Annotated in this window: 12 protein-coding genes and 2 pseudogenes; 11 read left to right on the top strand and 3 right to left on the bottom strand. The window is 71.3% G+C overall.

Annotated elements, in window-relative coordinates; translation table 11 throughout:
- The first annotated feature begins 4 nt into the window (after positions 1-4).
- Entirely contained in the window at positions 5-481 is a 477-nt protein-coding gene (locus LJB71_RS13610) for a chemotaxis protein CheW (protein WP_259304588.1), read from the top strand.
- A gap of 31 nt (positions 482-512) precedes the next feature.
- Here the strand turns inward: LJB71_RS13610 and LJB71_RS13605 are convergent, their stop codons facing one another.
- A complete protein-coding gene (locus LJB71_RS13605; protein WP_259304587.1) occupies positions 513-1,244 on the bottom strand; it encodes a 16S rRNA (uracil(1498)-N(3))-methyltransferase in 732 nt (243 codons plus the stop codon).
- Positions 1,235-2,646, bottom strand: a pseudogene (bioA, locus tag LJB71_RS13600) (adenosylmethionine--8-amino-7-oxononanoate transaminase). The gene LJB71_RS13605 and the pseudogene bioA overlap by 10 nt, the downstream one beginning before the upstream one ends.
- Before the next feature lie 29 nt (positions 2,647-2,675).
- Here bioA and nudE point away from each other — a divergent pair.
- From nudE to LJB71_RS13580, 4 genes are read left to right on the top strand one after another with little or no spacing between them, the layout of a single operon-like run.
- Positions 2,676-3,230 (top strand): ADP compounds hydrolase NudE, encoded by a 555-nt coding sequence (gene nudE, locus LJB71_RS13595; RefSeq protein WP_259304586.1) that lies wholly within the window; start codon positions 2,676-2,678, stop codon positions 3,228-3,230.
- Entirely contained in the window at positions 3,223-4,008 is a 786-nt protein-coding gene (gene cysQ / locus LJB71_RS13590; RefSeq protein WP_259304585.1) for a 3'(2'),5'-bisphosphate nucleotidase CysQ, read from the top strand. Before nudE ends, cysQ begins: the two co-directional genes overlap by 8 nt.
- Positions 4,005-4,892 (top strand): nucleoside triphosphate pyrophosphohydrolase, encoded by an 888-nt coding sequence (gene mazG, locus LJB71_RS13585; RefSeq protein ID WP_259304584.1) that lies wholly within the window; start codon positions 4,005-4,007, stop codon positions 4,890-4,892. The genes cysQ and mazG overlap by 4 nt, the downstream gene beginning before the upstream one ends.
- Positions 4,889-5,200: an Mpo1-like protein gene (locus LJB71_RS13580; RefSeq protein WP_259304583.1), complete on the top strand. Its 312-nt coding sequence runs from the start codon at positions 4,889-4,891 to the stop codon at positions 5,198-5,200. Before mazG ends, LJB71_RS13580 begins: the two co-directional genes overlap by 4 nt.
- A 16-nt stretch (positions 5,201-5,216) precedes the next feature.
- Here LJB71_RS13580 and LJB71_RS13575 read toward each other — a convergent pair whose 3' ends face one another.
- Entirely contained in the window at positions 5,217-5,558 is a 342-nt protein-coding gene (locus LJB71_RS13575) for a DMT family protein (protein ID WP_259304582.1), read from the bottom strand.
- A gap of 99 nt (positions 5,559-5,657) precedes the next feature.
- Between LJB71_RS13575 and LJB71_RS13570 the strand changes: the two are divergent.
- The 6 genes and pseudogenes from LJB71_RS13570 (at position 5,658) to LJB71_RS13545 (ending at position 11,176) form a co-directional block, all read left to right on the top strand.
- Positions 5,658-6,358, top strand: a pseudogene (locus tag LJB71_RS13570) (response regulator transcription factor).
- A 27-nt stretch (positions 6,359-6,385) separates the two neighbouring features.
- Positions 6,386-7,087 (top strand): HAMP domain-containing sensor histidine kinase, encoded by a 702-nt coding sequence (locus LJB71_RS13565; RefSeq protein WP_259304581.1) that lies wholly within the window; start codon positions 6,386-6,388, stop codon positions 7,085-7,087.
- Positions 7,088-7,187: 100 nt separating this feature from the next.
- Positions 7,188-8,735 (top strand): efflux RND transporter periplasmic adaptor subunit, encoded by a 1,548-nt coding sequence (locus tag LJB71_RS13560; protein ID WP_259304580.1) that lies wholly within the window; start codon positions 7,188-7,190, stop codon positions 8,733-8,735.
- Positions 8,732-9,442 carry an ABC transporter ATP-binding protein gene (locus LJB71_RS13555; RefSeq protein WP_259304579.1) on the top strand — a complete coding sequence of 237 codons (711 nt, stop codon included), beginning with the start codon at positions 8,732-8,734 and terminating at the stop codon, positions 9,440-9,442. The genes LJB71_RS13560 and LJB71_RS13555 overlap by 4 nt, the downstream gene beginning before the upstream one ends.
- On the top strand, positions 9,439-10,674 hold the full coding sequence (locus LJB71_RS13550) for an ABC transporter permease (protein WP_259304578.1): 1,236 nt from the start codon (positions 9,439-9,441) through the stop codon (positions 10,672-10,674). Before LJB71_RS13555 ends, LJB71_RS13550 begins: the two co-directional genes overlap by 4 nt.
- A gap of 121 nt (positions 10,675-10,795) precedes the next feature.
- Positions 10,796-11,176, top strand: coding sequence for a diacylglycerol kinase (locus LJB71_RS13545; protein ID WP_259304577.1), 381 nt, complete (start codon positions 10,796-10,798; stop codon positions 11,174-11,176).
- Positions 11,177-11,193 lie beyond the last annotated feature (17 nt).

Genomic DNA, 11,193 nt, shown 5'->3' with positions numbered 1-11,193 from the left:
GCCCATGTCTTCCGAACTTGCCCCGATCATCCGCGGCGTGCTGATCCAGGTCGCGCAGGCGCGCCTGCTGCTGCCGAACGCCACCATCGCCGAGGTGCTGTCGTTCGCCACCCCGGAGCCGGTGGAGAACACGCCGGCCTGGCTGCTGGGCCGCATCCGCTGGCGCGGCTGGCAGCTGCCGCTGCTGTCGTTCTCGCGGTTCGCGGGGCTGGCCGAGGAGCAGGGCGGCCTGGGCAGCAAGGTGGTGGTGCTGAAGGCGCTCGGTGGCGACGCCCGGCGCCCCTATTTCGCGCTGCTCACGCAAGGCTTCCCGCGCCTGGTGACGGTGACCGAGGCGGCGCTGGCGACCCTGGAGGCGGAGGGCGAGGCGCTGCCGCCCGGCGTGCTGGCGCGGGTGCGCCTGAATGAGGACGAAGCGGTGGTGCCGGATCTCGAGGCGCTCGAGGACACCCTGCGCGAGGCGCTGGCGGCCGCGGCCTGAGCCTGCCCGTCGCGCCTGGCCGGGGGGCGGCTCAGCCGAGATCCCCGGCCAGCGCCTGCAGCACCGCGATCGCCGCCAGCCCCGCGGTCTCGGTGCGTAAGACCCGCGGCCCCAGGCGCAGGCCGCTGAAGCCGGCGGCGTCCAGCTGCGCGCGGTCGCGCGGCGACCAGCCGCCTTCCGGCCCGATCGCCAGCGTGCAGGCCGCCAGCGGCGTCCCGCGCAGCGCGGCCAGCGAAGCGTCGGCCTGCGGATCGAGCAGAAATCCGCGGCCTTCCCGCTGCGCCGCGGCGCTGGCCAGCGGCTGCGGTGGCAGCACCTCCGGCACCCACGCGCGCCCGCTCTGCTCGCAGGCCGATACCACCACCTGCCGCCAGTGCACCAGGCGTTTCCCGGCGCGCGCGGTGGGAAGCCTGACCTCGCTGCGTTCGCTGTCCACCGGCACGATCCGCGCTACGCCGAGCTCGGTGGCCTTCTGCAGGATGAAGTCCATCTTCTCGCCGCGGGCGATGCCCTGCAGCAGGGTGATCCGCAGCGGCGATTCGTTCGCCACCGGCCGTGCGGCGAGGATCTCCGCGCGCGCCCCGCGCTTGTCCGCGACGAGCAGGCGGGCGTCGTAGTCGTGGCCGTCGCCGTTGAACAGCACGCAGGCGTCGCCGGGCGAAAGCCGCAGCACCCGCAGCAGATGCGCGGAAACGTCCTCGGGCAGCGTGATCTCGCTGCCGGGCGCGAGCGGCTGGGCGATGTGGCAGCGGGTCAGGCGCATCCGGCGGCCTCTGCCAGCGCGGCCTCGGTGGCTGTGACCAGCACGTCCAGCTCACGATCGCCCACACAATAGGGCGGCATCCAGTACAGCACGTCGCCCAGCGGCCGCAGCAGCGCGCCGGCCTCCAGCGCGGCGCGGTACATGCGCAGGCCACGGCGGCCGGCGATCTCCACCGCGTGGCCGTCCTCGGCATTGCCGGCCTCCGGGTGCAGCTCGATCGCGACCACCATCCCGGTCTGGCGCACCTCGGCCACCGCCGGATGCGTGGAGAAGCGGGCGGCGCGTTCGGCCATCTGCGCCGCGATGCCGCGGTTGCGGGCCAGCACCGCGTCCTGCTGCAGGATGTCCAGCGAGGCCAGCGCCGCGGCGCAGGCCAGCGGGTTGCCGCTGTAGCTGTGCGAGTGCAGGAAGGCGCGCTCGCGCGAGTCGTCGAGGAAGCCGTCGTAGATCGCCTGGGTGGCGAGCACCGCGCACAGCGGCAAAAAGCCGCCGGTCAGGCCCTTGACAGGCACAGCAGGTCCGGCTGGATGCCACCGCCCGGCGCCTGCTCGCAGGCGAACAGGGTGCCGGTGCGACCGAAACCGACCGCGATCTCGTCGGCGATCAGCAGCACGCCGTGGGTATCGCAGAGATCGCGCACACGGCGCAGGTAGGCCGGGTGGTGCATGCGCATCCCGCCCGCGCACTGCAGCAGTGGTTCCAGGATCAGCGCGCAGACTTCGCCCGGGTGCGCCTCCAGCAGCGCCGCCAAGGCATCGGCCGCGGCATGCGCGCGCGCCTCGGCCGCGGCGGCATCGCGCGCGCCGAACGCGTCGGGCGAGGGCGCGAACAGCGCTTCCAGCAGCAGCGGCGCGTACACCCGGCGGTACAGCGGGATGTCGCCGACCGCCAGCGCGCCCAGGGTTTCGCCATGGTAGCTGCCGGTCAGGGCGATGAAGCGGGTGCGCCGGTGTTCGCCGCGGTTGTGGAACCAGTGGAATGCCATCTTCAGCGCCACCTCCACACCCGAGGAGCCGTTGTCGGCATAGAACACCCTGGCCAGCGGCGCGCGGCCGGCCTCACGCGGGGCGAGGGCGAGCAGGCGCTCGGCCAGCTCCACCGCGGGCGCATGCGAGAAGCCGGCCAGGATCACCTGCTCCAACGTATGCGCCTGCCTGGCAATGGCGTCGGCGATGCGCGGCTCGGCGTGCCCGTGCAGGTTGGTCCACCAGCTGCTGATGCCGTCCAGCACGCGGCGGCCGTCCATGCCCACCAGCCAGGCGCCCTCGCCGCGCGCCACCGGAAACAGCGGCAGCGCCTGCGGGTGCTCGCGCATCTGGGTGCAGGGGTGCCAGAGCACCGCCAGGTCGCGCGCGCGCCAGTCATCGGCCGCGGCTATCATGGGGTCGTGAACGTCCTTCATCCCGTCATTATCGCTGCCGGGGCGGCCGCATGAGCCGCCCGTTGCCCGTCATCCATGGCATCACCGAGCACGACGCCGGCCCCTACCGCATGGAGCGGCTGGACCTCGAGTTCAGCAACGGCGAGCGCCGCCTGTACGAGCGCCTGCATAGCCGCGGCCACGGCGCGGTGGCGGTGGTGCCGCTGCTGGATGCCGACACGGTGCTGCTGGTGCGTGAATACGCGGCCGGGGTGCATCGCTACGAGCTGGGGCTGGTGAAGGGCCGCATCGATGCCGGCGAGACCCCGGAGCAGGCGGCCAACCGCGAGCTGATGGAGGAAGCCGGCTACGGCGCGCGCGAGTTGCGCGTGCTGCGCCGGCTGAGTCTGGCGCCGACCTATATGAGCCATCAGACCCATCTGGTGCTGGCGCGCGGCCTGTACCCGCAGCGCCTGCCCGGCGACGAGCCGGAGGAGCTGGAGGTGGTGCCGTGGAAGCTGGCCGATCTCGGCCAGCTGATCCTGCGCGAGGAGTTCTCGGAAGGGCGCAGCATCGCCGCGCTGTTCCTGGTGCGCGAGTGGCTGGAGCAGCAGGCGCATGGATGAGACGCTGCGCGAGAGCGTGATCGGCATCGCGCAGCGCGCGGCCGCCGCGATCCTGGCGGTGTACGAGGGCGAGTTCGCGGTGCAGCACAAGGACGACCGCTCGCCGCTGACCGCCGCCGACCTGGCCGCGCACCGCTGCATCGTCGACGGATTGCAGGCGCTGACCCCCGGCATTCCGGTGCTGTCGGAGGAGTCGCGCGCGCTCGACATCGCCGAGCGCCGCCGCTGGCGCCGGCTGTGGGTGGTCGATCCGCTGGACGGCACCCGCGAGTTCGTCAAGCGCAACGGCGAGTTCTGCATCAACATCGCGCTCGTCGAAGATGGCGTGGCGGTGTTCGGGCTGATCCAGCAGCCGGTGACCGGGCGGCTCTGGTACGGCATGCCGGGTCGCGGCGCATTCCGCCGCGAAGGCGACAGTGACCGGGCGATCCATGCGCGCATTCCCGCCGCCGCGCCGCTGCGGATCGCCGCCAGCCGCTCGCACCGCGACGCGCGCACGCAGGCGCTGCTGGACGCGCTGCCCGGTAGCGAGGTGGTGGGCTACGGCTCGGCGCTGAAGTTCTGCCGGATCGCGGAAGGCGCGATCGACCTGTATCCGCGCTTCGGCCCGACCAGCGAGTGGGACACCGCCGCCGGACAGGCCATCGTGGAAGCTGCCGGCGGCGCGGTGCTGGATGCGCGCGGCCGCCCACTGCGCTACAACCAGCGCGACACCCTGCTCAACGGCGACTTCATCGCCGTCGGCGATCCCGCCCTGCCTGCCCGCCTGCCCGCATGACCGACGCGCCCGCCGACCCACGCGATCTCCGCACCCTGCTGGCGATCATGGCGCGCCTGCGCGACCCCGCCGGCGGCTGTCCATGGGACGTGCAGCAAACCTTCGCCAGCATCGCGCCGTACACCATCGAGGAGGCCTACGAAGTCGCCGATGCGATCGACCGCGGCGACCTCGACGACCTGAAGGACGAGCTGGGCGACCTGCTGCTGCAGGTGGTGTTCCATGCGCGCATGGCCGAAGAGGCCGGTGCGTTCGCGTTCGGCGACGTGGTCGCGGCGATCTGCGACAAGCTGGTGCGCCGGCATCCGCACGTGTTCGATGCGGCGGGCCGCCCGCTCGATCCGGCCGCGCGCGCTGCCGCGGTGGCGGATGCCCGGCAGCAGACCCGCGCGTGGGACGCGCTCAAGCGCGCCGAGCGCGCGGCCAGGGGCGAGGCCGACACCTCCGCGCTGGCCGGCATTTCGCGCGGGCTGCCGGAATGGCTGCGCGCGGTGAAGCTGCAGGAAAAAGCGGCCAGGGTCGGCTTCGACTGGCCGGGCCCGGAGCCGGTGATCGCCAAGCTGCACGAGGAAATCGAGGAAGTGCGCGCGGAGTTCGCCGCCGTCGCCGCCGATCCGGGCGATGCCGCCGCGCGTGACCGCCTGGAGGACGAGATCGGCGACGTGCTGTTCGTCTGCGCCAATCTCGCGCGCCACGCGAAGGTGGATGTCGGCGCTGCGCTGCGCCGCGCGAACGCCAAGTTCGAGCGCCGCTTCCGCGCGATGGAGGCGCTGGCCACCGCCGATGGCGGGCTTGCCGGCCAGCCGCTGGAGGCGCAGGATCGCTATTGGGACCTGGCCAAGGCCGCCGAAAAGCAAGATGTCCACCAGGAGTCCGCGCCATGAACGACGCCCCGCGCTTCTCCAGCTTCCGCGAGTTCTATCCGTTCTACCTGGGCGAGCACCGCAACCGCACCTGCCAGCGCCTGCATTTCACCGGCAGCAGCCTGGCCATCGGCTGCGTGCTGCTGGCGATCGTGCGGGCCAACCCGTGGTGGCTGCTGGCGGCGCTGGTCTCCGGCTATGCCTTTGCCTGGATCGGGCATTTCTTCTTCGAGAAGAACCGCCCGGCCACCTTCCGTCACCCGCTGTATTCGTTCATGGGCGACTGGGTGATGTACAAGGACATTCTGACCGGGAAGATTCCGTTCTGAAGGCCGGCCGGCGCCTTCACTCCATGAAGATCAGCCAGGCCGCGCACACCACCAGCGCAAAGCCGGCCCAGTGGTTCCACTTCAGCGGCTGGCCCAGGTACCAGGTGGAGAACCCGGCGAACACCAGCAGGGTGATGACCTCCTGCATGCCCTTCAGCTGCGGCGCGCTGTACACCGTGCTGCCGATCCGGTTGGCCGGCACCATCAGCAGGTATTCGAAGAAGGCGATGCCCCAGCTCATCAGGATGACCTTGGGCAGTGCAGTGCTGCGGTCCTTCAGATGCCCGTACCAGGCGTAAGTCATGAAGATGTTGGAAAACACCAGCAGCAGCGGGGCGAGCAGACGGGCGTAGGGCATCGGCGGTCTGGGGGCAGGGGCGGGGGTGCAGGATAGCCCTTCACGCAGCATCCACCGGCGGCCGGGCATGGTGCCAGCATGACGGACGGGGTCGTAGGCATGCGTGAAAACGGACAGGCGGGGCTGGTGCTGATCGTCGAGGACAATCGCAACATCTCCGAGATGGTGGGGGAATACCTGGAAGGCCGCGGGTTCGAGGTGGACTACGCGATGGACGGGCTGGATGGCTATCGGCTGGCGGCGGAGAACGCGTACGACGCGATCGTGCTGGACCTGATGCTGCCGCGGCTGGATGGCGTGGAGGTCTGCCGCCGCCTGCGCAACGAGGCGCGCAAGGCCACCCCGATCCTGATGCTGACCGCGCGCGACACCCTCGACGACAAGCTCGGGGGCTCTCGTCCGGCGCCGACGACTACCTGACCAAGCCGTTCGCGATCCGCGAACTGGAAGCGCGCCTGCATGCCCTGATCCGGCGCGACCGCCGCCAGGTCGGCGGCGGCGTGCTGCAGGTGGCCGACCTGGTGCTGGATCCGGCCGCGCTGCACGCGACCCGCGCCGGGCAGGAACTGGCACTGTCGCCGATCGCGCTGCGCCTGCTGGCGATCCTGATGCGGGAATCGCCGCGGGTGGTGTCGCGCCAGGAGATCGAGCGCGAGATCTGGGGGGACGACCTGCCGGATTCCGATACCCTGCGCAGCCACCTGTACAACCTGCGCAAGGTGATCGACAAGCCGTTCGACCGCCCGTTGCTGCACACGGTGCAGAGCGCGGGCTACCGCATCGCCGATCTGGCGGCCTGATGCCGCCGGCCGCGCATGCCCAGTCCCTTGCCCGGCCCTGACCCTGCACGCGCGCCGACACCCGCCGAGCGCCTCGCGCGCGAGCAGGCCTTCACCCGCGACGCCAGCCACGAGCTGCGCACGCCGCTGACCGTGATCCGCATGGCCAGCGACCTGATCGCGCACGATGACGGCCTGTCGGAGGCATCGCGGCGCTCGCTGGCGCGGATCCGCGAGGCGGTGGCGGGGATGGAGGCCACCATCGATGCCCTGCTGCTCCTGGCGCGCGGGCAGGATGTGCCGCTGGAGGCCGAGGACTTCCACCTCGGCGAGCTGCTGGAGCAAGTGCTGGAACAGGTGCGCCCGCAGCTGCAGCGCAAGCGTTTGGCGCTTGCCCTCGAACAGCAGGCCGATCCGCTGCTGCACGCGCCGCCGCGGGCGATGGCGGTGGTATTGGGCAACCTGCTGGAAAACGCCGTCCGCTACACCGATGCCGGGCAGGTGCGGGTGCGGGTGCTGCCGGACCGGGTCGAGATCGAGGACACCGGGGTCGGGATGGATGCGGCCACCCTGGCGCGCGCGTTCGAGCCGTTCTACCGCGGCCTGGGCACGCCGCCTGGCGGTGGCGGGCTCGGGCTGTCGGTGGCGCACCGGCTGGCCCAGCGCTGCGGCTGGACGCTGCGGCTGGACAGCACGCTCGGGCAGGGCACCTGTGCCAGCCTGCTGTTCGGGCGCGTCGCGCAGGACTGACGGCACGGTCGGGCGTCATCCGGACGGGCGAGAATGCCCGTCAACCCGGCGCGCACCCGCGCGTTCCCGCTTGATCCCTGACCTCGCAGACTCCCTCCGCATGAGCCAGCCCCGTCGCCCCCGCCGTTCCCCCTTGCGCAACGCCGGCATTGCCGTCGTCGTCATCGCCGCCCTGGTCGTGGGCTGGCAGCTCTGGCACAAGCGCGGGCAGGCGGCCGAGGGCGGCTATCGCACGGACACCGTGCAGCGCGGTGACATCCGGGTGGCGATCTCGTCCACCGGCACCCTCAGCGCGATCACCACGGTCACCGTCGGCAGCCAGATTTCCGGCCTGGTGACCCAGGTACTGGCCGACTACAACGCGCCGGTGAAGAAGGGCCAGGTGCTGGCGGTCATCGACCCGTCCATCTACGAGGCGCAGATCCGCCAGGGCGAGGCCCAGATCGCCAGTGCCCGGGCCCAGCTTGCGCAGGCGCAGGCGACGCTGCGCAACGCGACGCTGGACTACCAGCGCAAGGCCGACCTCGGTCGCCAGCAGCTGGTCGCACGCAGCGACGTGGACCTGGCCCGCACCGCGATGGAGCAGGCGCAGGCGCAGGTCAACTCGGCCCAGGCCGCGATCCGCCAGCAGACCGCGGCCACCCAGACCACCCGGGTCAACCTGGAGCGCACGGTGATCCGTTCGCCGGTGGATGGCGTGGTGCTGACCCGCAAGATCGAGCCGGGCCAGACCGTCGCCGCCAGCCTGCAGGCACCGGAGCTGTTCACCATCGCCGAAGACCTGTCGAAGATGAAGATCGAGCTGGCGGTGGACGAATCCGACATCGGCCAGGTCAAGGTCGGGCAGGCGGTCAGTTTTACCGTCGATGCTTTTCCCGACCGCCGCTTCCGCGGCACCGTGGAGCAGGTGCGGCTGGCGGCCACCACCAGCAACAACGTGGTGACCTATCCGGTGGTGGTCACCGTGGACAACAGCGATGGCATCCTGCTGCCGGGGCTGACGGTGAACGCCGAGATCGAGGTCAGCAAGAAGGCCGGCGTGCTCAAGCTGGCCAACGCCGCGCTGCGTTTCAAGCCCGGTGACAGTTCGCCGCTGGCGGCACTGCAGCCGCAGACGCCGGGCCAGGGCGGCCCGGGCGGTGGCAACGGGATGGCCGACGGCCTGCGCGCCGCGGCGGCCGGGCTGGGCCTGACCGCCCAGCAGCAGGCGGCGTTCGACGAGGCCCTGGCGCAGATGCTGAAGCGCCAGGCCGAGCGCGCCGCGCAGTTCCGGCAGCAGGCGGCGCAGTCGCCGCAGCAGGGCGGCAACCGCCTGTTCGGCGGTGGTATGCGCATGGGCGGCGGCGCCGGCGGGCCGGATGCCAGCCTGCAGGCGCAGATCCGGGCGCGCTTGCGCGAGCGCCTCAACCAGCAGTTCGCGGCCTTTCGCGCCAGCCTGAGCGACGCCCAGCGCGCGCAGTGGGATGCGGCGGTAGAGGCACAGCTCAATGCCAAGCGGGTCAGCGTGTACCGGCTGGCCAAGGGCGGCAAGCCGGAGCTGGTCAACATCCGCCTGGGCGCCAGCGACGGCAGCGCCACCGAGGTGATGGGCGACATCCACGAGGGCGACCAGATCATCAGCGGCGAGCGTGCCGTGGGGGCGCCGTGATCGCCAACCCGCTCGCGCCGGTCATCGAGACCCGCCAGCTGAGCAAGGTGTACCTGGCCGGCACCGAGGCCGAGGTGGCGGCGCTGCACGGGGCGGACCTGACCGTGCGCCGCGGCGAGTTCGTGGCGATCATGGGGCCGTCCGGCTCCGGCAAGACCACGCTGATGAATCTGCTGGGCTGCCTGGACACGCCGACCTCGGGCACCTACCACTGCGACGGGGTGGACGTGTCCACCCTGCACGCCGAGGAGCTGGCGCAGGTGCGCCTGCACAAGATCGGCTTCGTGTTCCAGCAGTTCAACCTGCTGCCGCGGATGACTGCGCTGGAGAACGTGATGATGCCGCTGGGCTACGTCCACATGCACCGCCACGCGCGCCGCGACCGCGCGCTGGCGATGCTGGAGGCAGTCGGCCTGGGCAGCCGCGCCGGGCACAAGCCGACCGAGCTGTCCGGCGGCCAGCAGCAGCGCGTGGCGATCGCGCGCGCGCTGATCAATGCGCCGCCGCTGCTGCTGGCGGACGAACCCACCGGCGCGCTGGACAGCAAGACCGGCGAGGAGATCCTGGCCCTGTTCAAGCGCCTGCGTTCGGACGGGCATACCGTGGTGCTGATCACCCACGATGCGCACGTGGCCGAGCACGCCGACGCCATCTACGAAATCCACGACGGCGTGCTGGGTGCGCGGCGTGCCGGGAGCCGCGCATGAGGCCGCTGGAAATCCTGCGTACCGCGCTGTTCGCCTTGCGCGGCAACTGGCTGCGCAGCGCGCTGACTTCGCTGGGCGTGATCATCGGCATCGCCGCGGTGATCGTGATGGTGTCGATCGGGCAGGGTACCCAGGCCGAGATCGACAAGCTGGTGTCGGGCCTCGGCTCGCAGCGGCTGGACATCTCCAGCGCCGGCGGCATGGGCCCGGGCGGTGTGCGGCTGGCGCAGGGCAGCCGCTGGAGCCTGAATGAAGGCGACGTGGAGGCGATCCGCAACGAGGTGCCGGAAGTCCAGTACGTGGCCGGCTCGCTGCGCGGCGGCACCCAGGCGGTGTTCGCCGAGAACAACGCCTCCACCCAGTGGCAGGGCGTGCAGGCCGACTGGTTCCCGATCAACGGCTGGGAGATCGCCAGCGGCGACGGCTTCCAGCCGAACGATTACGGCGGCGCCAGCAAGCCGGTGATCCTCGGCGAGACCGTGCGCCGCACGCTGTTCGGTGACCAGGACGGGATCGGCCAGACCATCCGCCTCGGGCGGGTGCCGTTCACCGTGGTCGGCGTACTCAAGCCCAAGGGCCAGGGCGGCTTCGGCCAGGACCAGGACGACATCGTGGTGGTGCCGCTGGAGACCGCGCGCCGGCGCCTGTCCACCGCGCAGGGCATGCCGCCCGGTGCGGTCCAGCAGATTTCGGTCGGCGTGGACGACGCCCGCAACCTCGACGCGGCGCAGTCCGAGATCGAGGCGCTGCTGCGCCAGCGGCACAAGATCCAGCCGGGCGCGGATGACGATTTCGTGGTACGCAACATCAGCCAGATCGTGGCGACCCGCACCCAGACCACCAACCTGATGTCCAAGCTGCTGGGCGCGGTGGCGGGCATCTGTCTGGTGATCGGCGGCATCGGCATCATGAACATCATGCTGGTCTCGGTGACCGAGCGGATCCGCGAGATCGGGCTGCGGCTGGCGGTGGGCGCAGGCCCGCGCGATATCCGCGCGCAGTTCCTGGCCGAGGCGATGCTGATTTCACTGATCGGCGGGGTGATCGGGATCGTGATCGGGATCATCGGTGCGCTGCTGGTCGGCAAGTTCAGCGGGTTGCCGGTGCAGTTGAATGCGCAGGTGGTGGGGCTGGCAGCGGCGTTCTCGATCGCCACCGGGCTGTTCTTCGGCTACTACCCGGCACGCAAGGCCTCGCGGCTTGATCCGATCGAAGCGTTGCGCTCGCAGTAGCCGGCGCCTCCCCGCACGCCGGGGCGGGCCGGGGGCTTGTGGCAGAATGACAGGCCGTTCCACCTGATGTTCCGTTCGATGGCCGACTCCCGCCGCGCTTCCCAGCTCAGGAATTGCACGCATGGCTGACCTGTACGGGCACCTCCCGCGCGGACCGGTCGGCGTGCTGCGCGCGGCGCGCTGGTCGCTGCTCGGCCTGCGCGCGGCCTGGCTGCATGAATCCTCGTTCCGGCTCGAGGTCTGCCTGTTCCTGTTGCTGGGCCCGCTGGGCTGGTGGCTGGGTCAGACCCCGGTAGAGCGCGTGCTGCTGATCGGCAGCTGCCTGCTGGTGCTGGCGATGGAGCTGATGAACTCCTCGATGGAGGCCGTGATCGAACGCTTCGGGCCGGAGCACCACGAGCTGGCCGGGCGCGCCAAGGACATGGGCTCGGCCGCGGTGTTCGTGCTGATGATGAACGTGCTGCTGGTCTGGGGCGCCCTGCTGCTGCCCCGCTGGCTGTGATGCCTGTCCCGCTGGCT

The organism is Thermomonas sp. S9 (genome assembly GCF_024704365.1).
Lineage (GTDB): Bacteria > Pseudomonadota > Gammaproteobacteria > Xanthomonadales > Xanthomonadaceae > Thermomonas.
Note: the sequence above shows the minus strand (reverse complement) of the source record. Positions and strands in the feature narration are given on the sequence as shown.

Excerpts from the sequence above, each read along its gene's own strand:
- cysQ (WP_259304585.1), top strand. The coding sequence starts at position 3,223 with ATGGATGAGACGCTGCGCGAGAGCGTGATCGGCATCGCGCAGCGCGCG.
- mazG (WP_259304584.1), top strand. The coding sequence starts at position 4,005 with ATGACCGACGCGCCCGCCGACCCACGCGATCTCCGCACCCTGCTGGCG.
- LJB71_RS13575 (WP_259304582.1), bottom strand. The coding sequence starts at position 5,558 with ATGCCCTACGCCCGTCTGCTCGCCCCGCTGCTGCTGGTGTTTTCCAAC.
- LJB71_RS13550 (WP_259304578.1), top strand. The coding sequence starts at position 9,439 with ATGAGGCCGCTGGAAATCCTGCGTACCGCGCTGTTCGCCTTGCGCGGC.
- LJB71_RS13545 (WP_259304577.1), top strand. The coding sequence starts at position 10,796 with ATGGCTGACCTGTACGGGCACCTCCCGCGCGGACCGGTCGGCGTGCTG.
- LJB71_RS13605 (WP_259304587.1), bottom strand. The coding sequence starts at position 1,244 with ATGCGCCTGACCCGCTGCCACATCGCCCAGCCGCTCGCGCCCGGCAGC.
- LJB71_RS13610 (WP_259304588.1), top strand. The coding sequence starts at position 5 with ATGTCTTCCGAACTTGCCCCGATCATCCGCGGCGTGCTGATCCAGGTC.
- LJB71_RS13560 (WP_259304580.1), top strand. The coding sequence starts at position 7,188 with ATGAGCCAGCCCCGTCGCCCCCGCCGTTCCCCCTTGCGCAACGCCGGC.
- nudE (WP_259304586.1), top strand. The coding sequence starts at position 2,676 with ATGAGCCGCCCGTTGCCCGTCATCCATGGCATCACCGAGCACGACGCC.
- LJB71_RS13580 (WP_259304583.1), top strand. The coding sequence starts at position 4,889 with ATGAACGACGCCCCGCGCTTCTCCAGCTTCCGCGAGTTCTATCCGTTC.